Source organism: Mesorhizobium sp. B2-4-7 (assembly GCF_006442685.1).
In the GTDB taxonomy this organism is placed as follows: domain Bacteria; phylum Pseudomonadota; class Alphaproteobacteria; order Rhizobiales; family Rhizobiaceae; genus Mesorhizobium.
Genome location: NZ_VFVH01000001.1, coordinates 788,170 through 812,510 on the forward strand (window position 1 = coordinate 788,170; position 24,341 = coordinate 812,510).

Consider the following 24,341-nt stretch of genomic DNA (forward strand, 5'->3'; position numbering starts at 1 on the left):
TTGTCGAGAGCCGTGACTAATGTCAGCCGAGGAGAAGGCATGGCAATCCGACCGGCAGAACAACTTATCCACAAGGCCGCCTGGCTCTATTATGCGCATGGCCTGCGCCAGGACCAGGTGGCGAGCCAGCTTAACATTTCCCGCGCCTCGGTTGCCATGTATCTGCGCAAGGCGCGAGAGACCGGCATCGTCAACATCTCGACCTCGACCCAGCTTTTCACCGACGACGTCATGGCGCGCAAGCTCGAGGATGCACTCGGTCTCGACGCGGTCTGGATCGCGCCGGAAAACGGCCATATCGCCGATCCCGCCACCGACATCGCGGTGCTGGCGGCGAGCGTCTTTCTCGAACTGGTGAAAAAAGGCGACCGCATCGGCGTCGCCTGGGGACGCACCGTCTACATGATCGCCGACATCATGTCCTACGCCGATCTCCAGGATGTCACCGTGGTGCAGCTCTGCGGCAATCTCGGCGCGCCCTATTCCTATCGTCCCGACCAATGCACGATGGAGATCGCCCGGCGGCTCAACGCCAAGGGCATCAATTTCTACGCGCCGCTCGTGCTGACCACCGAAGAGCTGGCGCGCGGCCTGCGGGCCGAGCCTGTAATCCGCGAACAGCTGTCGAGCATCCACGAATGCGATCTGGCGCTGTATTCGGTCGGCGCCGTCGATGCCGACAGCCATCTGGTCAAATGCGGCGCGCTGACATCAGACGAAATGGCCGACCTGCGCAAGGCGGGCGCGGCCGGCGTCATTGCCGGGCAGATCATCGATGCCGAGGGCAAGGTGCTCGACTGCGGCTACAACCGGCGGGTGATCTCGGCGGAGCTTTCCTCGCTGCGCGCCATTCAGAAGCGGCTGATGGTGGTGCAGGAGAACAGCAAGTTCGAACCCCTGCTCGCTGCGATCGCCGGCGGCCTTTGCACGCATCTGGTGGTCGGCGCCGATACGGCGCAGCGGCTTCTGGATCATGCCGGAGCGCCAGGCAAAAAGGTATCCTAGAGACCATTCCTGCCGCGCCCGTCATCAAGGCGTCGTGGCATTCCTGTTTCACCACTATGACAGCAACTGGACGAAGCTAATGAAGAACCTGTGGAATGACGGCGACGCGGAGAAGATGGTTGCCGACTATGCAAAGAAAGGCGTCGGACGCGATCTCGCGCTGCGCGTCTACACGACGCGCCTGCTGGGCGGCGAACCGCGACTGGTGCTGCATGGCGGCGGCAACACTTCCTGCAAGACCAAGGCGACCGACCTCGTCGGCGACGAATGGGACGTGCTGTGCGTCAAGGGCAGCGGCTGGGACATGGCCGTCATCGAGCCGCAGGGCTTGCCGGCGGTGAAGATGGGCGCGCTCATCAAGGCGCGCGCGCTGAACAAGCTCTCCGACGAGGACATGGTCGCGCTGCAGCGGGCGAACCTCATCGATCCGTCCTCGCCCAATCCTTCGGTCGAGACTTTGCTGCATGCCTTCCTGCCGCACAAATTCGTCGACCACACGCACTCGACCGCCATCCTGGCGATCGTCGACCAGGAGGACAGCAAGCCGCTGGTGAAGACGGTGTTCGGGGCCAAGATGGGTTACGTGCCCTACATCATGCCGGGCTTCGACCTCGCCAAGGCGGCGGCCGATGTTTTCGACGCCGACCCTGATGTGGAAGGACTGATCCTCGACAAGCACGGCATCTTCACCTTCGGCGACGACGCCAAGCAGGCCTACGACCGGATGATCCATTATGTGAATGTCGCCGAGGAGTATGTTGCCAGCCACGCCAAGCCGAGGGCGGCAAAGGCCGCGCTTCCGGCGAAGCTCGCGACGCCGGCTTCCATCGCTCCTATGTTGCGCGGCGCCGTGGCGGTGGCACGCGGCGAAGGCCGCTTCGACCGCATGATCAGCGATTTCCGCACCTCGGATGCGATCGTCGATTTCATCAATTCGGCCGAGATCGCCGACTACGCCGCGCGCGGCGTGTCGACGCCGGACCTGTCGATCCGCATCAAGACCGGGCCGATGGCGGTGCCGGCGCCAGATGCGGACAAGGCCGGCGACTACAAGGCCGTCATCAAGAGCCATGTCGACGCCTTCGCCAAGGAATACCGCGCCTATTTCGAGACCAATGACGCGCTCGACGACGTCAAACGCACCATGCTCGACCCGATGCCGCGGCTGACGCTGGTGCCGGGGCTCGGCATGTTCGGCCATGGCCGCACGCTGAAGGATGCCAGGATCGCTTCCGATGTCGGCGAAATGTGGATCGAGGCCGTGCGTGGCGCCGAGGCGGTCGGCCGTTTTCATCCGCTTTCCAAGGCCGACCTGTTCCCGCTCGAATACTGGTCGCTGGAACAGGCCAAACTCGCCTCCAACAAGCCGAAGCCGCTGACCGGCCAGGTCGTGCTGATCACTGGCGGAGCCGGTGCGATCGGCGCCGCGACAGCCAAGCTTTTCGCCGACAATGGCGCCCATGCGGTGGTCGTCGATCTCGATGGCGAAAAAGCCGCTGATGCGGCCAAGAAAGCGGGCAACAATTCGATCGGCGTCGCCGCCGATATCACCGATCCGGACCAAGTGCGTGCAGCCTTCGACAAGGCGGTCGCCGTGTATGGCGGCGTCGACATAGTGGTGTCCAATGCCGGTGCCGCTTGGGAAGGCCGGATCGGCGAACTTGACGACGCGCTGCTGCGCAAGAGCTTCGAGCTCAATTTCTTCGCCCACCAGTCGGTGGCGCAGAACGCGGTGCGCATCATGCTCGAACAGGGTACCGGCGGCGCACTGCTGTTCAACACCTCCAAGCAGGCGGTCAATCCGGGTCCGAAATTCGGCGCCTACGGCGTGCCGAAGGCGGCGACGCTGTTCCTGTCCAGGCAATATGCACTGGATTACGGCGCGCATGGCATCCGTTCCAACGCCGTCAATGCCGACCGCATCCGCTCCGGGCTGTTGACCGACGCCATGATCGCCAGCCGATCGGGCGCACGCGGCGTGTCGGAAAAAGAGTACATGTCCGGCAATCTGCTCGGCCAGGAGGTGACGGCGCAGGACGTGGCGCAGGCTTTCCTGCACCACGCGCTGGCCGACCGCACAACCGCCGACGTAACGACGGTCGACGGCGGCAATATCGCGGCGGCGCTGCGGTAGCACGGTCACGCACAGCGCAGACGGCAGGCTTGCAAGAACACCCGTTTGTAGCTACATTGTGGCTCAACAGTAAGGAGTCGCAACATGGCTACGGATACGGTTGTCCGCGCTCGAATTGATGCCGCGACAAAGGACCAGGCTACCGAAGCCCTGGCGGCAATGGGACTGTCGGTCTCCGACGCCATTCGCCTGCTGCTGGTCCGCGTCGCCGCCGACAAGGAATTTCCCTTTCCGGTGAAGGTGCCGAACGCAACCACCCAAAAGACCATGGCCGAATTGGAAAAAGGCAAAGGCAAGCGTTTCGCGTCAGCCGACGAATTGTTCAAGGATTTGGGCATCTGACATGCCGACGCCCGTTCACTCCGGGCAATTCCGCAGGGACGTTAAGCGCATGGAGAAGCGTGGCAAAGACCTCGCTAAATTGCGCGAGTTGTTGGGCCTGCTCATCGCCGGACTGCCGGCGCGTTATAAGGATCACCCCTCTAAAAGGCGACTGGAAAGACTATCGGGATGCGCATGTAGAACCGGATTGGCTCTTGATCTACCGCATTGCCGACGATGAGCTGCGGCTTGCCCGCACCGGCTCCTACTCCGATCTGTTCAACGAATGAAGACAGCAAAAAAGCCGCCTGCAGTTGCTGCAAGCGGCTGTTCCAAGTGTGAGCGAATTGCAATATCGATTGGCCTACTTCGCGTTCGGGTTCGGCATCCAGGCGGGCATGGCGACATCGGCGTGGGCGAACTGCGGCAGCTTGGCCGACAGGTCCTCCATATTCTTGATGTCCTTGTCGAGAAGGTCCTTCTGGGTGATCAGCGTCGGCGGCACGACGACGTTGTGGCCTGGGTCTTCGCCGGCCAGCAGCTGCGCCAGCGCACGCACCGAGACCTGGCCGACGACGGCCGGGTTCGTGGCCGCGGTTGCCGCCCAGGCGCTGTCGGGCTCGCGCATCGCCGCAATGTCGGAGGTCGAGATGTCGGCCGAATAGATCTTGATGTCCTTGTTCAGGCCCGCCTCGTCGACGGCGATCTTCACGCCCTTGGCGAACTCGTCATAGGGAGCAAACATCACCTTGATGTCCGGATGGGCGGTCAGCACCGAGCGCGCCTGGTTGGCGACCGAGTTGGCGATCGGGTTGTCCAGCGTGCCGAACATGGCGACTTCCTTGATGCCCGAGTATTTCTTCTTCACGTCGACCCATGTCTCATTGCGGCGGTCGAGCGGGGCGATGCCCGCGACATAGACATAGCCGGCCTTCCAGCTCTCGCCATTATCCTTGACCGCCTGCTCGAGCGCGAGGCGCGCAAGGTCGCGGTCTGACTGCTCGATCTGCGGGATCTTGGGGTTTTCGACGTTGACGTCGAAAGCGACCACCTTGATGCCGGCGTCGACCGCGCGCTGGGCGGCGTCCTTCATCGATTCCGTCAGGCCGTGCTGGATGATGATACCCTGCACGCCGAGCGCGATGGCCTGGTCGACCATGTCGGCCTGGAGGGCGGCGTCCTGGCGGCTGTCGAGCACGCGCAGGTCGACGCCAAGGGCCTTGGCCTGCGCCTCGACGCCGGACAGATAGGCCTGGAAGAAATCCCCGGTCGAGAGATAGCGCACCAAGGCGATCTTGACGCCTGGCTTGTCGAACGGCGCCGGGCGATCGGCAGCCAGGGCCGTCCCTTGCACCAGCAACGCCGCGCCGGCGAGCCCGAGTGCTGCCTTGCCCAAAAGTCTTCTTGTGATGTTCACGTCGTTTCCTCCACTTGTTGAAATGCAACCCGGTCGAAATCTATGTCCTGCCCCTGCCGGAAAGAGCGAAGGTGAAGACAAGGGCGACGACCAGAACGGCGCCCTTGATGAAATCCTGCGTGTAGTACGGCGCGTTCATCATCGTCAGGCCCTGCAGCAGGACACCGACGAACACGGCGCCGACGGCCGTGCCGAACGCGTTCGGCTTGGCGGCGCCGAGCACCGCGTAGCCGATGAGCGCCGCGGCGACGGCGTCGAGCAGAAGGTTATTACCCGAGGCGATGTCGCCGCGTCCAAGCCGGGCGGCGAGCAAAATACCGCCGATCGAGGCAAAAACTCCTGAAATGATATAGGCCCAGATTTTGTATGCCTTGACAGGCGCGCCGGCGAGTTCGGCGGCGCGCTCATTGGAGCCGACGGCATACATCATGCGGCCGAAGCGGGTGTATTCGAGGAAGAACCAGATCAGCACCGCGAGCACCGCGAGGACGACGACCGAGACCGGAACGAGATTGGGAATGAAGAAGTCGAAGCGGTGGCGGCCGAGCGCCAGGAACGCCTCGCCGAACTTGCCGTTGGCGACCGAGCCATCGGGCATGGTCATGCCGGTGGCGATCGAGCGGCCTTCGGTCGGGATGCGCTGCAGGCCGACCAGCAGGAACATCATGCCGAGCGTCGCCAGCAGGTCCGGCACGCGCATATAGACGATCAGCCAACCATTGATGAGCCCAACAATAACGCCGATCAGCAGGCAGACGATGACCGCGACGACAGCGTTCTGCTCCAGCACCACCATCACATAGGCCGCAGCCATCATGGCTGACGTGGCGACCGAGCCGATCGACAGGTCGAAGCCGCCAACGACCAGCGTGGCGGTGACGCCAAGCGCCAGCACGCCGGTGATGGCGACCGACTGAAAAATGAAGACCGCGCTTTGCGGCGAAACGAAACCGTCGGCGGCGATCGCGAAATAAGCGACGAGCCCGAACAACAGGACGATGAAACCGTAGCGGATGGCGTGGTTGCGCCGCGTCATTCAGCGCCCCCGCGCGCCGCTGCCGTTTTTACCCAACTCGAACCCATGCTCTCCATTCCAATTGTCATCGCCAGTTCTTCAATTCCAGCCCGTCACGCCGCGCTGTGCAGCGGCCCGCCGGCCACCTCGGCCAGCAGGCGATCGAGATCGATGTCCGCGTTGCGGTGTTCGCCGACAATGGTCTGCTCCGACATCACCAGGATACGGTCGGCCGTCTCCAGCGCCTCGTCGAGTTCGGTGACGAACAAAAGCGTCGCGCGGCCATTGGCGCTTGCCCTCAGCTTGGCTGCGATGTCGCGCCTGGCCGAGATGTCGACGCCTTGAAACGGCTCGTCGAGAATGAACAGGCTTGCATCCTGCGCCATCCAGCGGGCGACCATCACCTTCTGCTGGTTGCCGCCGGACAATGCCGACATCTCGTCCTTCTCGGAGCGGCAGACGATGCCCAGTTCCTGGATCTGCCGGCGCGCCGTGGCGCGTTCGAGGCGGCGCTTGAGCACGCCCAGGTTCGACATCCGCCTCAGGAACGGCAGGCTGACATTGCGCTCGATGTTGAAGCCGCCGACGATGCCGCTGGTGGCGCGATCCTTGGCGATGAGGAAGACGCCGGCGGCGATCGCATCGCCGGCCGAGCGCGGCGCGTAGGGTTTGCCGTTCATCGTCATGGTGCCGGCGATCGGCCTGCGCACGCCGAATAGCGTCTCGGCAAGCGCTGTCTTGCCGACGCCGACCAGCCCGGTGACGGCAACGACCTCGCCGTCGCCAAGGGTCAGCGAGATCGGCCTGGCGCCCTGGGCGATGCGCAGGCCTTCGACGGTCAGCACCGCCTTGGCCGAGTGCCTGGCGACGATCTGGTCGAGGTGGATCTTGCGGCCGAGCATGGCATTGACCGCACCTTCGTAGTCGAGCGGCTTCTTGTCGAAGACGCCGGACACGGCGCCGTCGCGCATCGAGACGATGCGGTCGGCAAGCCGCCTTATGTCGGACATGCGGTGCGAGATATAGAGGATCGCCACGCCTTGCGCGCGCAGCCTGTCGACCAGCGCAAAAAGCCGATCGGCTTCGGCGCTCGATAGCGATGAGGTGGGTTCGTCGAGGATCAGCACTTTCGGCTGATGTGCCAGCGCGCGGGCAATCGCCACCATCTGGCGATCGGCCAGCGAGAGATCGCTGACGCGCGCCTTCAAGTCGATCGCCAGGTCCATGCGGTCGGCAACCGCCTTGGCCTCGCGACGCACACGGACCGGGTTGAAGAGCACCGGGGCGCCACTGCCGCTCAGCCTGTCCAATGTCAGATTGGTCGCCACGTCAAGGTCGGCGACGACACCGTCATTGATGTTCTGGTGAACGGTGACGACGCCAGCGCGGATCGCTTCCGCCGGTCTTCCCGGCGCAAAGTCCTGGCCGGCCAGGGTCATGGTGCCGCCGTCGCGCTCGTAGACGCCGCTGATGATCTTGACGAGGGTGGATTTGCCGGCGCCGTTGGCGCCCATCAGGACGGTCACTTCACCGGCATGGAGTTCGAGCGAGACGCCGCCAAGCACCTCGTTGCGGCCAAAGGATTTCCTCAGTCCCTCTACGCGGAACACGGCATTGCCGACCATGCGTTCCTCCCTGACGGTGACGCTATGGGCTACATCGGCAATTGTCAACACGATTGACAATTGCCAGAGCGCTACCTAGCTTGGCCCCGCCGCCGTGGCTCCGCTACTATAGGGGACGAGCAGGAGAGGTGAGGATGACCGGGAAGACGCCGTTCGAAGCACTGTCGGTGGAGACGCTCGCCACGCGGCTCGGCAGCAACGAGGCGCTCACCCAGCGCATCGGCGAGGACACCAGCCGCTGGAAGGTGCGCGAGGTCGGCGACGGCAATCTTAATCTCGTCTTCATCGTCGAGGGCGGCAAGGGCGCGGCTGTCGTCAAGCAGGCCCTGCCGTATGTCCGGCTGGTCGGCGACAGCTGGCCGCTGCCGCTGAAGCGTTCCTTCTTCGAATATCACGCGCTGACGCGGCAGGAGGCGCGCGCGCCGGGCTCGGTGCCGGCCATCTACCATTTCGACGAGACCCAGGCGCTGATCATCATGGAGTATCTGTCGCCGCACATCATTTTGCGGCGGGCGCTGATCGAGGGCCGGCAATTGCCGAACATCGCCAGGGATATCGGGCTGTTCATGGCCCGCACCCTGTTCCGCGGCTCCGACTTCTCGATGGTGACCAAGGAACGCAAGGCGGATCTGGCGCTGTTCGCCGACAATGTCGAGCTGTGCGACATCACCGAGAACCTGGTGTTCTCCGACCCCTATTTCGACGCCAAGATGAACCGGCACACTTCGCCGCAACTCGACGCCCTGGTCGCCGAGTTGCGCGCCGACCGCGACCTCAAGGTGGAAGCGCAGCGCCTGAAGCATCTTTTCGCCGCCAATGCAGAGACATTGCTGCATGGCGACCTGCATTCCGGCTCGATCATGGTCACGGATAGAGAGACCAGGATGATCGACCCTGAATTCGCCTTCTACGGGCCGATGGCCTTCGACGTCGGCATGTTGCTCGCCAATTTCTGGATGGCCTTCTTCTCGCAGCGGGGTCATGAGCAGAGCGGCAAGCGCGACGCCATGCGCGCTTATCTGCTCGATGTCACGGCGCAGACGTGGTCGGTGTTCCGCACCGAATTCTCGCATCTATGGCGCACGGAGCGCAACGGCATGCTTTATCAAAAGAGCCTGTTCGAGGATCAGGGCGACAGGCTCGGCGCCGAGCAGGCGCTCGACCATGTGCTGCACCAGATCTGGGACGACCTCCTCGGCTTTGCCGGCATCGAGGTGCACCGGCGCATCCTCGGCCTCGCCCACAATGCCGATTTCGAAACCATTGCCGACGAAGACCTGCGCGCCACATGTGAAGCGAGGGCGCTGAAGTTCGGCCGCCACATCGCCGTCAACAGGCGTCATATTCACAGCATCGACGAGGTCAACAACCTGGCCGCGCTGATCGAACAGGAGAACCGCATTTGAACGTCGGCGAGCGCCACTATCGCACCATCTGGCTGAGCGACGATGGGCGCTCGGTGGAGATCATTGACCAGCGCTGGCTGCCGCATGACTTCCGTATCGTGAAGGTCGACACCGTTAATGGCATCGCCACCGCCATCCGCGACATGTGGGTGCGCGGCGCGCCGCTGATCGGTGTCACCGCTGCCTATGGCGTTGCCATGCAGATGGCGGACGATCCGGCGGATGCCGCGCTCGATGCCGTCTGGGAGACGCTCCACGAGACGCGTCCCACAGCGATCAATCTGCGCTGGGCGCTGGATGAGATGCGGCGATTCCTGCGGCCGCTGCCGACGGAACAACGCGCCGCAGCCGCCTATCGTCGCGCCAGCGAGATCGCCAACGAGGATGTCGGGCTCAATCGCGCCATAGGCGAGAACGGTCTCGCCATCATCAAGGACATCGCGGCGCGCAAAAAGCCGGGCGAAACCGTCAACATCCTGACCCATTGCAACGCCGGCTGGCTGGCTACCGTCGACTACGGCACGGCCACCGCGCCGATCTACCTGGCAACGGAGGCCGGCATTCCGGTCCATGTCTATGTCGACGAGACGCGGCCGCGCAACCAGGGCGCCCAGTTGACGGCCTGGGAGATGGCCGGCCACGGCGTGCCGCATACGCTGATCGTCGACAATGCCGGCGGCCATCTGATGCAGCGCGGCGCAATCGACATGGTCATCGTCGGCACCGACCGCACGACGGCCGACGGCGACGTCTGCAACAAGATCGGCACCTATTTGAAGGCACTCGCCGCCGCAGACAACGACGTGCCGTTCTATGTCGCGCTGCCTTCGCCGACCATCGACTGGACGGTGGGCGACGGGCTTGCCGAAATCCCGATCGAGGAACGCTCGGGCGACGAGGTTTCGCTGGTGTGGGGCAAGACCGCGAGCGGCGAGATCGCCCAGGTGCGCGTCTCGCCGGAAGCGACGCCCGCGGCAAACCCCGCCTTCGACGTGACGCCGGCGCGGCTGGTCACCGGCCTGATCACCGAACGCGGCGTCGCCAAGGCCTCGCGTGAAGGGCTGAAGGCGATGTTCCCGGAGCGTGGATAGCCGGCTCTCGCAAAGGCAAGGAACCACCTTTCGCTGTTCAGAAGGTGCTGCTCTTTGCGATCTCCAGCGAATTGACGAAATCCAGTGAACGCCGCAGCGCGCTCCGAATGGTGGCGATATCCACCGGCGCGCTCCGCCGTTGGGGATCACGGCGCTGCGGGCGCCGCAGCCGCAATGGCAGTTCGATGCTGACCGGCAGCGTCGCGGGAAGCGTTGCCCAGTACGGTTCGTAGCCGATCGAGCCGTCGCCGATAGCGCAAAATGTCCATCCCTCCCCGGTGCTGACGACATCCTTCAGATGAGCATGCCCAACGGCATCGATGGCATCAGCGATATCTTGCGCCGGCTGCACCGTCTCGTTGCTGTAGGTAAAGACATTTCCGGCGTCGTGGTTCAGGCGCACGTGCCGCGATCCGATGTCACGGATGAAGCCTGCCCCCAACCGGGCGCTGCCGAGCAGATCGCCTTGGCCATGTCCGGGGTTTTCAAGCGCCAGGACGATGCCGACTTCCTCCAGCCTCGGCAGGAGGGCGTCAATCGTTTTGCGGATCGCCGCGCTGTTTCTCGCCGGGCCGGCATTGGTAATCAGGAAGGACGCACCAAGACCGGCGGCAAAGCCGATGCGCCGGGACAAGGCGTCGGGGGCATCGGCCCCCGACAGGTCGAGATGAGCCGACACGGCATTGATCCCGAGCCCGGCATGTTCCGCTGCCTGGCGCAGCTTCGCGGCGTGCGCAGCCGCAAACATGCCTTCATCGAAATCGACATAGCCGCGAATGAAGGCCGGCTCGACATGGAGGGCACCGGCCGCCGCAATCTCCTCGATGGCCAATTCCATGGGATAGCCATCGAAGAGCGCGGTCGATACCGATATGATCCGGGCCGGCGAAGGCAGGGCTCAGGCTCCCTTGCCGTAGACGATCAATTCCGAAGCTTCCTTCACCTTGGCCGGTGTGAGCGCTTCGCGCCAGTCGTCCCGGACCACGACGCCTTTGGCGAATCGCATCAGCCTCAGCGCCGCATCGGACGGCACTTTCGGAGAGAAGCCGAACCACATGGCAATCTCGACGTTCAGATGGCCTATCAGGAAGTCCAGCGCGGCCTGTCTGGGAATGCCATATTTGCGCTCACACTCCTCGACGGCCTCGACCATGGTGTCGACGAAGGGCATGGCCACCATTTCGGACAGGCCCGGCTCCAGGATCGCCAGTTGTTCGACCGTGACGCGATGGCTGTCGATGATCGGCGACCACATGGCCCTGCACACTTCCTCGCCAAGCGCATAGTGCTCTTCCGGACCTTGCATCAGGGCACAGACGATCGATTGCCTGGCGATGCCGCCATGGTAATCGCGACGCGCGGCCCATTCCGTCTCTTCGCCGAACAGCGGCGGATGGCAGGGATGGCCGACGAAATAGGTGAGATCCGGCCGATCCGCGGGCAAGTCGCCGGCATAGGGCGCTGCCGCATCCAGAATGAGGATCATGGTGCCCGCGGCAAGCATCGGCGAGATCTGCCGCGCCACCTGGCCGATGATATTGTCCGGCAGGGCCATTACCACGACCTTGGCGCCGGGAATGCCCTCGTCCATGGCGACGGCGCCGATATCGGCCTCTCCCAGCCGCTTGCGGCCGGCCTCGCCGATCTCCACGGCGCGGACATCGTAGCCCGTTTCGATAAGCTTGCGCGTCACGCGGAAGCCCATCTTCCCTCCGGCTCCAAGCACCGCCACGGATGTCGTCATTTGCTTCTCTCCCATTTGCCATGATGGCGCGCCGATGGCGCAGATTCAGCCGAACGCTTGCAGCGCGGCTTCGAGCTCCGGATGCGTGGCGGCGTAGTCGCGTGCGGGAACCCCTGCCGCCGCGGCTTCGAAAGCATCATGCAGGCTTCGAACGCCGGCGGCCGGCCCGCCTGGATGCGCCATGATCCCGCCGCCGCAGCAATAGATGAAATCGTCCGAGCCGAGCCTCGTATAGGTCTCGGCCGCCTGCACAGCGGTCTGTCCAGACGAAAACACCGGCATGACCGTATCGGGACGGCCAGCCCGCTCGAACATCGGGGTGAGACAGCCATGGGCCGACGCCATCACCGATTCGTCCGGCTCGCAGAACTTGTTGGACAGCCCGTTGACGTGCATGTGGTCGATGCCCGCCAGACGCCAGAATTTCTGATAGGCGAGATAGCTCATGCCGAGATCGGGAGAGCGGCTGAAGAGGCCCCATCCGGCCCGATGGCCGTGCAGCGCAACGGCGGAGTGGCGGCGCATCTCGATGACGGCGGACAGGCCGACGGAATTCAGGACCAGCATGGCGCAGGTCCCGCCACGGCGCTCGATCAGATCCAGCTGGCGACGCATGGCGTCGATGTCACCGGAAATGTTGGCCGCATACATGACCTTGCGCCCGGTCCTGTCGGCGTGCCTGTCTATCACCGCCATGACCGCTTCGAACCGGTGTTCGAACGGCGAATGCGGAGGGTCCCCCATCAATTCGTCGTCCTTGATGAAATCAAGACCCGCGGCAATCAGCGTGTCGGCCAGGGCCGCCGTCTCCTGCGGGGTAAGACCAACGCTCGGCTTGACGATGGTACCGATCAGCGGACGCCCGTCGACGCCCGTCAGGCGACGCGTTCCCTCGACGGCGAAGGCCGGCCCTGGGTAGGCATCCGCGAAGGCATCGGGAAAGGTAACGTCGAGGAGACGCATGGCCGAAAAATGATGCAACTCGAACAGATTGCCGAGAACCGTCGACCAGACCGAAGGCAGCACTGTTCCCGTATTCTCGATGTTCCAGGAAAGGCCCACCTTGGCCCGGCGCGGCCTGACGGTGGCATTTTTTGGCGAGCGCGAGAACGGCAACGCCTCGCTGTCGACCTCGGCAACATCGCTGATGAATTCGACGCGGGCTCCGAACTTGCGCAGCAGCTCCGGCGTTTCTCCGGGTATGGCGCGGAAAGTCCCGCTTGATTGTTCGCCCGCCATCGCAGCCGCGGCAACCTCCAGCGGGTAGCGGGTTTCGATCAGATAGGTGGCGCGGAGGCGACCGGACAATGCAGGCTTCCCGACTGGAATGACGTTCACGGAGTGACCGTTAGCACCAAAAAGAAATCATGTCATCATATGAGTTTTCTCGGGCAAAAAATTTCGACGGCCGCTCAGCTGGCTCCGCCGCCGGCCAGTTTCGAATAGAGCTCGTTGGCGCGGCCAATGTGGTCGGCCATTGCCGCGCTCGCGCCTTCCGGATCGCCGCCGGCGATTGCCTTGTAGATCCGCTCATGCTCCTCGACCGTCAGCCGCTCGGCGCCTTTCATCGCCACCAGATCCCGCTTGAAACGGGACAGCCATTCGAGCATTCCCTTCGCCACCGCCGCTATCATCGAATTGCCGCTCATCTCCGCAATGACGGCGTGGAACTCCATGTCGGCAGCTACAAACCGGGCTTGGTCGCCCTTTGCCTCGCGCAAATGACGCAAGGTCTCCGCGAGGCGTTCCAAACTCTTGGCCGTAGCGCGCCGCGTGGCTATCCGAACCAGGCCGGTTTCCAGCAAGAGCCTGACTTCCTTGAGTTCTTCAAGCCCGCGAGAGTTCGTCGCCAGCATCATGACCATCGCCGCTGAGACCTGATCGACGATGACATCAGGCGTCGGATTGATGACGCGGGCACGTTCTCCGTGCGAGATCCTGATAAGTCCCATCTGCTGCAGCGACAGCATCGCTTCCCTGATCGAGGGCCGGCCGACGCCGATCATCGTCATTAGTTCCTTTTCCGACGGCAATTGAGAGCCGGGCGGGAATTCGGACGTCGAGATTGCCGCCATCAGCCGGTCAAGCACCTCCACATACAATTTCTTTTTCTGGACCGGCTCCATCTGTCCCTCCCTGGGGTGTTCGCGGAACAATCGATCCCGAGTCGCGTCGGCAGACAAGGGTCGCGCCATCGATTGACATTACATATATGATGACCTAACGTCCGTCTACGGCCGACTTTGGACTGGTCACCAGTTGCTGGAGCAGGCCGGCTCCGTTTGGCCAAGGAAGAACGAAGCTGACGGCCGAGCTTCGTCTCGTCCTTAAATCGAAGGAGGTTTCGGCAATCGAGGTTCCGGTGCCCGCTTGCCTATTTGGTATGCTGGTATAACATGTAGCTGGTATGGCGTCTTTCGGAGGACGTCGTAACGGAATGGCAGAAGGCCGACGTATCGGCCGGTGTTTTTTGGGAGGAAAATATCATGAAGTTTTCAACCGTGGCGGCGCTTGCCGGCGCCGCGCTGGTCAGCGTCTCGGCTGTGCCGGCAATGGCGTCACCGGATGCGCCGGTGATCGCGCTCGCCAACGCCTATTACGGCAACACCTGGCGGCACCAGATGGTGGAGGCTTTCGAAGCCTCGGCCAAGGAAGCCAAGGCGGCCGGCCAGATTGCCGACTACATCGTCATGAACGGCGACGGCTCGGTGGCGCAGCAGAACAGCCAGATCGCCGAGCTGATCCTCAAGAAGGTCGACGTGCTCGCCGTCGATGCCGCGTCGGAAACCGCGGTCAACGGGATCATCGAAAAAGCCTGCAAGGCCGGCATCATCGTCGTTTCGTTCGATTCGGTCGCCTCGGCGCCCTGCAACTACCAGCTCAACTTCGACTTCAAGGGCTACAAGGCAGCCCAGGCCGAGGCCGTCTTCAAGATGATCGGCGGCAAGGGCAACGTCATCCAGGTGCGCGGCGTCAAGGGTTCGGCGCCCGACAACGACATGTTCAACGCGCAACAGTCGGTGCTGGCCAAATATCCCGATATCAAGGTTGTCGCCACGGTCTATGGCCAGGCGACCGCGTCGGTCGCACAGGCGGCCATCGCCAACGTGCTGCCCTCCCTGCCGCATGTCGACGCCGTGCTCGCACAAGGCGGCAGCGACGATGTCGGCATCGCCCAGGCGTTCGTCCAGTATGGCGGCGACTATGCCGGCAAGATGCCGATCATCGAAGGCGGCGGCGGCACCGACTTCGTCAAATGGTGGGCCGAGGAGAACGCCAAGAACGGCTACCAGACGGTCTCGATGAACACCACGCCCGGGATTGGCGGCGCCGCGTTCTGGCTCGGCCTGTCGCTGCTCAAGGGCGCCAAGGCACCCAAGATGATGATCATGCCGGTGGCTACCGTCGATGCCGGCAACCTCAAGGAATATGCAAAGCTGCCGGGCGGCCAGATCATCAGCCCCAGCTATTCGCTCGACTGGGTCAAGCAGAACCTGCTGAGCAAGTAAGGTTGGCAATGCCAGGGACCGGGCGCCGCGGAACGGCCGCGCCCGGTCCCTGCCCGTGAAGAAACGGAGGACGAATGTCCCATCTCGCAGTAGCCGCCCCGGAAGGCGCAGCCGCCGCGGTGCTCGCCGATCCGGCCCGGCAGAGCGTTGTTTCGCTTTCCGGGATCACCAAGAGCTTCGGACCGACGCTGGCGAATGCAGAGATCGACCTCGCCGTCTCCGCCGGCGAGATCATCGGTCTGGTCGGCGGCAACGGCGCCGGCAAATCGACGCTGATGCGCATCTTATGCGGGGCGATGTGGCCGACCCTGGGCTCGATTTCGTTTGCCGGCCAGAATATCGGCTTCGCCGGCTACGACACGGCGGAGGCACAGCGCCGCGGCATCCGCATGGTGCACCAGGAATTGTCGCTGTGCGCCAACCTCTCGGTGGCCGAAAACTTCTTCCTGGAAATTCCGGCGGATGCCGCCAACCGGCCGGGCTGGCGGGCACTCTACAGGGCGCGCGCCCGCTCGGCGCTGGACGCCGTCTTCCCCGCAAACGGCATCGATGTGAATGCCGAAGTCGGCCACCTCTCCATCGCCGAACGGCAAATGGTCGAAATTGCGCGCGCCGCCGCGACACCCGGTGTCAAGCTGATCGTTCTTGACGAACCGACCTCCTCACTCGATCTCGATCGCTCGAGACAGTTGCGGGCCTTCATCCGCGAGCGGGCCAAATCCGGCCTCGCCTTCATCTTCATCAGCCACAAGCTTCAGGAAATCATCGACATCGCCACTCAGGTGGTTGTGCTGCGCAATGGGCGCACCGCCTGGCGCGGCGATGTGGCCGAAACGTCGATCGGCAGGCTGGTGCAGCTCATGGGAGGCGACGCCAACTCGATCCACCAGCACGGTACCGCCACCACCGGCAGCCGCGAAGCGCTGGTGCGACTGTCCGGGTTCCTGACGGCCGAACTCGGCCACGACATCGAGATCGGCCGCGGTGAAATCATCGGATTGGCAGGCCTCGAGGGCAGCGGCCAGAAAGAGTTGCTGCACGCAATCTTCAAGCCCGATTCCGGAACGGATGCGGCCGTCGTCAGAAACGGTGAAGCCGGTTTCATCGCGGGCGACCGCCAGAAGGAAGGCGTGTTCCCCTTGTGGAGCGTGCTGGGAAACATCAGCATCGGCGCCCTGGCGCGCCGCCCGGCGCTGGGCCTGGTCTCGGACCGCGCCAACCGCGCGGCAGCGGCGGACGCCGCCGGCCGGCTGCGGCTCGACGAGACCCGCTTCGGATCCAACATATTGGAGCTCAGCGGCGGCAACCAGCAGAAGGCGTTGGTCGCCCGGGCGCTCGTCGCCGACACGCCGATCGTCCTGCTCGACGACCCGACGCGCGGCGTCGACATCGCCACCAAGCAGGACTTCTACCGCCTCTGCAACGACATTGCGCGAGGCGGGCGCACGCTCATCTGGCACACGACCGAAGATGCCGAACTCCTGGCCTGCGACCGCGTGCTGGTATTTTCCGGCGGCTGCATCGTCAAGGAACTGGCCGGCGAAGCGATCACGGAATCAGCCGTCGTTGGCGCGTCCTTTGCCCAGCAGACGGATAAAGCTGCCAGTGCGAGACGCAGCGGCGCTGTCGGCGCCGGGCTTGCCCGCAGGCTGGTGAACGCTGCCCCCTTCATCGGCCTCGCCGCCGTACTGGCCGTGATGATGTCGGCCAATCCGGCGGTCGCCTCCATTTTCGGGCTCGACCTCTTGCTGATGCCGGCGCTGTCGCTGGTGCTGGTGACCGCGGCGCAGATGTTCATCGTCGGCGGCAGCGAGATCGACCTCGGCGTCGGCGCGTTCGCGGGGCTCGTCAGCGTGCTCAGCGCCACGCTGCTCTACGACCAGCCGTGGCTCGGCGCCCTGGCGCTGGCGGCAGCGATCGCCGCCTATGCCGGGCTCGGCGGCCTGATCCAGGCGCGCAAGATCCCGGCCATCGTCGTCACGCTGGGCGCCTCCTTCATCTGGGTCGGGATAGGCTATGCGCTGCAGCCGACGCCCGGCGGCACCAGCCCCGAATGGCTGTCGACAATGTTCAACTGGTCACTCGGCTTTGTGCCAACCTCGATCATCCTCATCGCCGCGGTGGCAGTCGTGATGTTCGTGATCGACCGGCTGCCCCTCGGCGTGGTGCTGCGCGGTTTCGGCAACAATCCGACCGCGATGATCCGTTCCGGCTGGTCGCCGACGCGCTACGCGCTGGTGCGCTATCTCGTCGCCGGGCTGTTCGCCGCCGCCGCCGGCCTGTCGCTGACGGCGATCAACACGGCGAGCGACATCAATTCCGGCAATTCGTTCACCCTGCTCAGCGTCGCCGCCGTGGTGATGGGCGGCTGTTCGCTGCTGGGCGGCGTCATCTCGCCGGTCGGCGCCGTCGCCGGCGCGGTCACGCTGGCGTTGATCGGCGCCCTGCTCGGCACGCTGAGCGTGAGCAGCGACTTCAACGCAGCGACGCAGGGACTGATCCTCATCGCGCTGCTGACCTTGCGCAGCCTGACCGCGGACCGCAGGAGCGAACAATGAACGCGTTTGCCGCCTTCAGCCCTTGGGCGCAGAAAAACCGCTGGATCTGGTCGGCGATCGGGGTGCTGCTGCTCTGGCTGGTGCTGTCCATCGTCACCAACCGCTTCAGCCTCTCCAGCCTGTCGGGCATCGTTCTGTCGGCCTCGTTCCTAACGGTCGTCGGCATCGGCCAGATGTTCGTCGTCACCACCGGGCGCGGCAATATCGACCTTTCCGTGGCCTCGGTGATCACGCTCAGCGCCTTCGTGGCGCTGCTGACCATCAAGGGCCAGGACGCCAACCTCGCCGTCGGCGTCGGCGCCGCGATCCTGCTCGGCCTTGCGGTCGGCGCTCTCAACGCGCTGCTCGTCGTCGGGCTGAACATACCGGCCATCATCGCCACGCTGGCGACGGGCTATGTGCTGGCAACTGCAACGCTGCTGTCGAACCGCGCGATATCGGGCTTCGCCGTCAGTCCGCTGTTGAAGACGCTGGCCACGGGCCGCGTCGCGGGCGTGCCGATCATGGCAGTCATCGCCATCCTGGGCGTCGCCGCAACGTCGTTCGTGCTACGCTATACCGTTTACGGGCAACTGCTCTCGGCAGTCGGCCAGAACCGCGCGGCGGCGCGGCTGGCAGCGATCCGCAACAACCGGGTCATCGCCTCGGCCTTCATCATCTCCTCGGTGCTGGCTTCGCTCAACGGGCTGCTGCTGGGCGCCTATATCGGCGGCGCTTTCCTTGAAATGGGCCAGCCCTATCTCCTGCAATCCATCGCCGCGGTGGTACTGGGCGGAACGCTGATCTTCGGCGGCTCCGCGACGGCGCTCGGCACATTGTTCGCCAGCATCCTTTTGATCCTCATCGTCACCACCATGCAGATCATCGGCCTGCCGCCCGGCGCGCAGGACATCGTCCAGGGCATCGTGGTCATTTTCGTTCTGGCGCTGGCCGGCCGGCAGGTGCTGTCGCGGCGCGCCGCCATCGACCCCGCCGCCCTCGAGAGCGCAGCCGGCGACGCCACGGCGAAACCTAAGGCGGGCGCTGTGGCAATCAGGCCGCAGTGACAATGATTTCTCTTGCCAAGATGGTAGAGTGATCATACCAGTATATAAGGTGACGATTGGCGAGACCATCGTTCAATATTTAGGAGCAAGGCTAGATGACGACGATCGCGCTGTTCGGTGCCGGCGGCAAAATGGGCTACCGCCTTTCGACCAATTTCCGCGGCTCGCCCTATACGATCCGCCATGTCGAGGTCAGCGAAGCCGGGCGCGAGCGGCTGAAGACCGGGCTGGGCTTCGATACGGTCAGTGCCGACGAGGCGCTGGAAGGCGCCGAGGTGGTGATCCTGGCGGTTCCGGACACCCATATCGGCAAGGTTGCGGCACGCATCGAAAGCAAGCTTGCGCCGGGCACGATGGTGATCGTTCTCGATGCCGCGGCGCCGTTTGCGGGCCATTTGCCTGATCGTCCCGACCTGACCTACTTCGTCACCCACCCCTGCCATCCGCCGATCTTCAACGACGAAACCGACATGGCGGCCAAGAAGGATTATTTCGGCGGCGTCAAGGCCAAGCAGCACATGGTCAGCGCACTGATGCAGGGACCGGAAGCGGACTACGCCAAGGGCGAGGCCATCGCCAAGATCATCTGGGCGCCGGTGATGCGCTCGCACCGCGTTTCCGTTGAGCAGATGGCGCTGCTCGAGCCCGGCCTTTCTGAGACCGTGTGCGCCTCGCTGCTGGTGGTGATGAAGGAAGCTGTCGACGAGGTCGTGGCGCGGGGCGTCGACCAGCAGGCGGCCCTCGATTTCCTGCTCGGCCACATGAATGTGCTCGGCGCCGTGATCTTCGGTGAAACCAAGGGCGTCTTCTCCGACGCCTGCAACAAGGCCATCGAATTCGGCAAGCCGGTGCTGATGCGCGACGACTGGAAGCGGGTCTTCGAACCGGAAGAGATCGCAGCCAGCATCCAGCGGATTACCTGAGCGGGCCGCCGCTTAGATACAGATCACCTGAATTAGTGGTTGACTCATTATACCAGTTAGCTTTAGCTGTTCCTGGACTCGGATCGGTCATGCTTCGTTGGAAGTTTGAAGTTGATGCGAGTGGAGGACGGCGGGAGCGGAGCGAGGAGCAGTTCGGATGACAGCCGGCGATCGGCTCTGAAATCCGGGCGGCGCGCTGCCGGCCCTGCCTGACGAATTCAATCGTAGATAGAGGCCTCGAAACGATCGAGGCATGGGTTTCAACGGGAGGACTTCATGAAACTGACACGCAGAATGACGCTTGCCGCCTTCGCAGGCGTGCTGGCACTCGGCACGGCGATGCCCGCCTACGCGGCGGATCTCATCGCCATCATCACCCCATCGCATGACAATCCCTTCTTCAAGGCGGAAGCCGTCGGCGCCGAAGCCAAGGCCAAGGAATTGGGCTACGAGGCGCTGGTGCTGGTCCATGACGACGACGCCAACAAGCAGTCCGAACTGATCGACACCGCGATCGGCCGAGGCGCGAAGGCGATCATCCTCGACAATGCCGGTGCCGACGCCACCGTCGCCGCCGTGCAGAAGGCCAAGGACGCCGGCGTCCCCTCCTTCCTTATCGACCGCGAGATCAACGCCACCGGCGTCGCGGTGGCTCAGATCGTCTCCAACAACTACCAGGGCGCTCAGCTCGGCGCGCAGGAATTCGTCAAGCTGATGGGCGAGAAGGGTAATTTCGTGGAGCTGGTCGGCAAGGAATCCGACACCAATGCCGGCATCCGTTCCAAGGGCTATCACGACGTCATCGACGACTATCCGGACCTGAAGATGGTCGCGCAGCAGTCGGCCAATTGGAGCCAGACCGAGGCCTATTCCAAGATGGAATCGATCCTGCAGGCCAATCCTGACATCAAGGGCGTCATCTCCGGCAACGACACGATGGGGATGGGCGCCTATGCGGCGCTTGCCGCGGCCGGCCGCAAGGACGTCATCGTCGTCGGCTTCGACGGATCGAACGACGTGCGCGATTCCATCACCTCGGGCGGCATCAAGGCGACGGTGCTGCAGCCTGCCTATGCCCAGGCGCAGATGGCGGTCGAGCAGGCCAGCGACTTCATCAAGAACAAGAAGTCGCCCGAGAAGGAAAAGCAGCTGATGGACTGCGTGCTCATCAATGGCGACAATGCCGCTAAGCTGGAAACCTTCGCGCTGAAAAACTGAGCCGGCGCAACGCGAACAGCGAGGGGCGAACCGAGGTTCGTCCCTCGCTCCTTTTCACCAGGATGCCTCGACCGCCATGCAGAAAAAGCCGAGTTGGCCGATCCTTGCCCTGACCGCCGGCATCGCGCTCAGCGCCTGCAAGATCCTGCCGACGCCGTCGGCGCAAGGCGACGGCAATGCTTCCGCCTCCAACCCCGACAAGATGGTCGAGGACATCTGGGCGGCGAAAGTCATCCCCTACCTGCAGCAGAAGGCGGGACCGTTCGCCGAGGTCCATGCGCTGGCGAAGACCGATCCGGCCGCGGCCGGCGCCAAATACGGCAATCCGAAGAAGCAGGCGAATTCGCCATGGACTTTCGCGGTCCGCGTCGAAGGCAAGATCGTCGCCGCCAATACGCAGTCGCGCGCGGCCACCATCGACGTCGACGCCGACGGTGACGGCAAGGCGGACGCGCGCGTTCAGATCGGGCCCGCGATGCGCGGCACGGCACTGCGCGACAGCCTCGACTTCGTCCAGTTCAACGACTTCACCAACCAGATCGACTTCGCCCAGTTCGGCAAAGCTTTCAACGCCCATGCGGACAAGACGGTGCTCTCCAAGCTGCCGCGCGAGGCGCTGGAAGGCCGCACCGCCAAGGTGCTCGGCGCCTATACGATCGAAGGCGGCCAGGACCTGCCGCTGGTGACGCCGGCGGAGGCCGAGATCGGGCCGAAGCCATGAGCCAGGCCAATGGCCATGACGTCATCCTCAAGCTGGAGGATGTCTCGAAAGTCTATGCCGGCACGGTCGCGGTCAAGCAGGCGAATTTCGAAGTGCGCAAGGGCGCGGTCAACGTGCTGGTCGGGGAAAACGGCGCCGGCAAGTCGACGCTGATGAAGATCATCGCCGGCGTCGAGCAGCCGACCGTAGGGCGCATCCTGCTCGAAGGCGAAGAGGTCTCTTTCTCGTCGTCGGGAGATGCGGTCGACCGCGGCATCGGCATGGTGTTCCAGGAGCTGAACCTGTTCGGCAACCTTTCGGTCGCCGAGAACATCTTCGCCACGCGCGAGATCACCAACCGCTTCCGCAAGATCGACCGCAAGGAACAGGAGCGCCGGGCCGGTGAATTCCTGGAGCGGCTGGAAGCCGGCATCCGGCCCGACATGCTGGTCGAGGATCTGCGCATCGGCCAGCAGCAGCTGGTCGAGATCGCCAAGGCGGTTTCGCTCGACGCCAAGATCCTCATCATGGACGAGCCGACCTCGGCGCTGAGCGCCGCCGAAGTCGAGATCCTGTTCAAGGTGATCGCCGACCTCAAGGCGCGCGGCGTCGCCATCGTCTACATCTCCCACCGGCTGGAGGAACTGATCCGCATCGGCGACTACATCACCGTGCTGCGCGACGGCCGCATCACCGGCCAGGAGGAGATGAAAGACGTCGATACGCAGTGGATCGTGCGGCAGATGATCGGCTCGGACGCCAAGGACTTCGCCAAGGCCGACGGCCATGTGCCGGGCGCGGAAATCTTCCGCGCCGAGGAGATCTGCCTGCCACGCGTCACCGGCGGGCTGGCGGTCGACCACGTCTCGCTGTCGCTGCGCGCCGGCGAGATTCTCGGCATATACGGGCTGATGGGTGCGGGGCGCAGCGAGCTGTTCGACTGCATCATGGGCCGTCACGGCCATGCTAGCGGCAGGATCTTCATCGCCGGAAAGCAGGTGAAGGAGCGCGACACGACGCGCCGCATCCAGCGAGGGCTGGCCTTGATCCCAGAGGACCGCCAGCGCGAGGGCCTGGTGTCGATCCTGTCGGTCGCCAGCAACCTGACGATGGCGAGCCTGTCGCGCTTCGTGCGCCTGTTTCACATCCGCGGCGGTGCCGAGCGGCAGGCCGTGATGCAGATGGTGCGGGAACTCGCAATCAAGGTCGCCGACCCGGCGCAGGAGGTCTCGTCGCTGTCGGGCGGCAACCAGCAGAAGGTGGTGATCGGCAAGGCGCTGCTCACCGGACCGAAAGTGCTTCTGATGGACGAGCCCAGCCGCGGCATCGATGTCGGCGCCAAGGCCGATGTCTTCCGCACCATGCGCAAGCTTTCGCGCGACGGGCTGGGCATCCTGTTCGCCACCTCGGACCTCGACGAGGTGATGGCGCTGTCCGACCGCATCGCGGTGATGAGCAATGGCAGATTGACCGGCATATTCGACCGCGCCGAAGCGACGGAGGCGGCGATCGTCGCCGCGTCGGCGCTGGGCCACGGACCGGCCGCACATGGGGAGCAACGCTGATGACTGACATTCCGGCCAAGGCTGCCGCTTCCTCCGCCTCCAGCGGCTCGGCGCTGCTGACGCTGATGAAGCTCAGAACCTTCATTGCGCTGATCGCCGTGCTGGTGTTCTTCTCGATCGCGGCGCCGAACTTCCTGTCGGCCGCCAATCTGATCCTGATGGCCAAGCACGTGGCGCTCAATGCCTTTCTCGCCATGGGCATGACCTTCGTCATCATCACCGGCGGCATCGACCTTTCGGTTGGCTCGATCGTCGGCCTGTGCGGCATGGTGGCCGGCTACCTCGTGCTCAACGGCATCGACCTGCAGATCGGCTACACCATCTATTTCAATGTCGTCGAGATCGCCTTGATCACGCTCGCGGTCGGCATGCTGATCGGCGCCGTCAACGGGCTGCTGATCACCAGGCTCAACGTCGCGCCCTTCATCGCCACGCTCGGCGTGCTCTATGTGGCGCGCGGCTTCGCGCTGCTTTCCTCCGACGGCCGCACTTTCCCCAATCTCGTCGGCAAGCCGGAACTCGGCACCACCGGCTTCGGCTTCCTGGGTGCCGGCCGGCTGCTCGGCCTGCCGGTCTCGATCTGGATCCTGATCGTGGTGGCGCTGGGGGCGGCCTATCTCGCCCGCTACACGCCGCTTGGCCGCCACATCTTCGCCGTCGGCGGCAATGAGCGCGCCGCGCGCATCTCGGGCGTGCGCGTCAACATGGTCAAGATGTTCGTCTACATGTTCTCCGGCTTCTGCGCGGCAATCGTCGGGCTGATCATCTCGTCGGAGCTGATGGCCTCGCATCCGGCGACGGGCGAGAGCTTTGAGCTCAACGCCATCGCCGCGGCGGTGCTTGGCGGCACTTCGATGTCGGGCGGCCGCGGCACGATCGGCGGCACCATCGTCGGCGCCTTCGTCATCGGCATCCTTTCGGACGGGCTGGTGATGATGGGCGTGAGCTCGTTCTGGCAGATGGTGATCAAGGGCCTCGTCATCATCGTCGCCGTCGTCGTCGACCAGGCGCAGCGCCGGCTGCAGCAGCGCGTTACCCTGATGCAGATGGCAAAGGCGGGCTGA

20 protein-coding genes and 1 pseudogene are annotated in these 24,341 nt (G+C 64.1%); 14 read left to right on the plus strand and 7 right to left on the minus strand.

What is annotated here, in order from left to right:
* Window positions 1–39: 39 nt before the first annotated feature.
* The 4 genes and pseudogenes from FJ946_RS03970 to FJ946_RS03985 all read left to right on the plus strand — a co-directional run bounded on the left by FJ946_RS03970 (window position 40) and on the right by FJ946_RS03985 (window position 3,750).
* Window positions 40–1,005 (plus strand): sugar-binding transcriptional regulator, encoded by a 966-nt coding sequence (locus FJ946_RS03970; RefSeq protein WP_140564316.1) that lies wholly within the window; start codon window positions 40–42, stop codon window positions 1,003–1,005.
* Between the two features lie 79 nt (window positions 1,006–1,084).
* Window positions 1,085–3,139, plus strand: coding sequence for a bifunctional aldolase/short-chain dehydrogenase (locus tag FJ946_RS03975; RefSeq protein ID WP_140564317.1), 2,055 nt, complete (start codon window positions 1,085–1,087; stop codon window positions 3,137–3,139).
* An 84-nt stretch (window positions 3,140–3,223) separates the two neighbouring features.
* Complete coding sequence (locus FJ946_RS03980; RefSeq protein WP_140564318.1) at window positions 3,224–3,481, plus strand: type II toxin-antitoxin system RelB/DinJ family antitoxin; 258 nt, start codon at window positions 3,224–3,226, stop codon at window positions 3,479–3,481.
* Between the two features lies 1 nt (window position 3,482).
* Window positions 3,483–3,750: pseudogene (locus FJ946_RS03985) on the plus strand (type II toxin-antitoxin system YafQ family toxin).
* A 74-nt stretch (window positions 3,751–3,824) separates the two neighbouring features.
* On the opposite strand, the gene FJ946_RS03990 reads toward FJ946_RS03985, so the two are convergent.
* From FJ946_RS03990 to FJ946_RS04000, 3 genes are all read right to left on the minus strand, one after another.
* A complete protein-coding gene (locus FJ946_RS03990; protein ID WP_140555459.1) occupies window positions 3,825–4,877 on the minus strand; it encodes a substrate-binding domain-containing protein in 1,053 nt (350 codons plus the stop codon).
* A 40-nt stretch (window positions 4,878–4,917) separates the two neighbouring features.
* Window positions 4,918–5,913, minus strand: coding sequence for an ABC transporter permease (locus tag FJ946_RS03995; RefSeq protein ID WP_140555461.1), 996 nt, complete (start codon window positions 5,911–5,913; stop codon window positions 4,918–4,920).
* A gap of 92 nt (window positions 5,914–6,005) precedes the next feature.
* On the minus strand, window positions 6,006–7,517 hold the full coding sequence (locus FJ946_RS04000; RefSeq protein ID WP_140564319.1) for a sugar ABC transporter ATP-binding protein: 1,512 nt from the start codon (window positions 7,515–7,517) through the stop codon (window positions 6,006–6,008).
* 134 nt (window positions 7,518–7,651) lie between these two features.
* Between FJ946_RS04000 and mtnK the strand changes: the two genes are divergently transcribed.
* A complete protein-coding gene (gene mtnK, locus FJ946_RS04005; protein WP_140564320.1) occupies window positions 7,652–8,923 on the plus strand; it encodes an S-methyl-5-thioribose kinase in 1,272 nt (423 codons plus the stop codon).
* A complete protein-coding gene (gene mtnA / locus FJ946_RS04010) occupies window positions 8,920–10,014 on the plus strand; it encodes an S-methyl-5-thioribose-1-phosphate isomerase (protein WP_140559320.1) in 1,095 nt (364 codons plus the stop codon). Before mtnK ends, mtnA begins: the two co-directional genes overlap by 4 nt.
* Window positions 10,015–10,051: 37 nt before the next feature.
* On the opposite strand, the gene FJ946_RS04015 is transcribed toward mtnA, so the two are convergent.
* From FJ946_RS04015 to nanR, 4 genes are all read right to left on the minus strand, one after another.
* The gene (locus FJ946_RS04015) at window positions 10,052–10,852 is read right to left on the minus strand and encodes a sugar phosphate isomerase/epimerase (protein WP_181167651.1); all 801 of its coding nucleotides are present in this window, start codon (window positions 10,850–10,852) and stop codon (window positions 10,052–10,054) included.
* 60 nt (window positions 10,853–10,912) lie between these two features.
* Window positions 10,913–11,758 carry a phosphogluconate dehydrogenase C-terminal domain-containing protein gene (locus tag FJ946_RS04020; protein WP_140564322.1) on the minus strand — a complete coding sequence of 282 codons (846 nt, stop codon included), beginning with the start codon at window positions 11,756–11,758 and terminating at the stop codon, window positions 10,913–10,915.
* Between the two features lie 45 nt (window positions 11,759–11,803).
* Window positions 11,804–13,066: a ribulose-bisphosphate carboxylase large subunit family protein gene (locus tag FJ946_RS04025; RefSeq protein ID WP_181167652.1), complete on the minus strand. Its 1,263-nt coding sequence runs from the start codon at window positions 13,064–13,066 to the stop codon at window positions 11,804–11,806.
* A 104-nt stretch (window positions 13,067–13,170) separates the two neighbouring features.
* A complete protein-coding gene (nanR, locus tag FJ946_RS04030) occupies window positions 13,171–13,884 on the minus strand; it encodes a transcriptional regulator NanR (protein ID WP_140520882.1) in 714 nt (237 codons plus the stop codon).
* A gap of 360 nt (window positions 13,885–14,244) precedes the next feature.
* On the opposite strand from nanR, the gene FJ946_RS04035 reads away from it, so the two are divergent.
* The 8 genes from FJ946_RS04035 (at window position 14,245) to FJ946_RS04070 (ending at window position 24,341) form a co-directional block, all read left to right on the plus strand.
* Window positions 14,245–15,267 carry an ABC transporter substrate-binding protein gene (locus FJ946_RS04035; protein WP_140520883.1) on the plus strand — a complete coding sequence of 341 codons (1,023 nt, stop codon included), beginning with the start codon at window positions 14,245–14,247 and terminating at the stop codon, window positions 15,265–15,267.
* Window positions 15,268–15,341: 74 nt separating this feature from the next.
* Window positions 15,342–17,825 carry an ATP-binding cassette domain-containing protein gene (locus tag FJ946_RS04040; RefSeq protein WP_140564324.1) on the plus strand — a complete coding sequence of 828 codons (2,484 nt, stop codon included), beginning with the start codon at window positions 15,342–15,344 and terminating at the stop codon, window positions 17,823–17,825.
* Entirely contained in the window at window positions 17,822–18,871 is a 1,050-nt protein-coding gene (locus FJ946_RS04045; protein ID WP_140564325.1) for an ABC transporter permease, read from the plus strand. Before FJ946_RS04040 ends, FJ946_RS04045 begins: the two co-directional genes overlap by 4 nt.
* A gap of 95 nt (window positions 18,872–18,966) precedes the next feature.
* Window positions 18,967–19,794 (plus strand): phosphogluconate dehydrogenase C-terminal domain-containing protein, encoded by an 828-nt coding sequence (locus FJ946_RS04050; protein WP_140555477.1) that lies wholly within the window; start codon window positions 18,967–18,969, stop codon window positions 19,792–19,794.
* Between the two features lie 276 nt (window positions 19,795–20,070).
* Window positions 20,071–21,012, plus strand: coding sequence for a D-ribose ABC transporter substrate-binding protein (locus FJ946_RS04055; protein ID WP_140564326.1), 942 nt, complete (start codon window positions 20,071–20,073; stop codon window positions 21,010–21,012).
* 76 nt (window positions 21,013–21,088) lie between these two features.
* Complete coding sequence (locus tag FJ946_RS04060; protein WP_140564327.1) at window positions 21,089–21,733, plus strand: DUF2291 family protein; 645 nt, start codon at window positions 21,089–21,091, stop codon at window positions 21,731–21,733.
* Window positions 21,730–23,277, plus strand: coding sequence for a sugar ABC transporter ATP-binding protein (locus FJ946_RS04065; RefSeq protein WP_140564328.1), 1,548 nt, complete (start codon window positions 21,730–21,732; stop codon window positions 23,275–23,277). Before FJ946_RS04060 ends, FJ946_RS04065 begins: the two co-directional genes overlap by 4 nt.
* Window positions 23,277–24,341 (plus strand): ABC transporter permease, encoded by a 1,065-nt coding sequence (locus tag FJ946_RS04070; RefSeq protein ID WP_140497803.1) that lies wholly within the window; start codon window positions 23,277–23,279, stop codon window positions 24,339–24,341. The genes FJ946_RS04065 and FJ946_RS04070 overlap by 1 nt, the downstream gene beginning before the upstream one ends.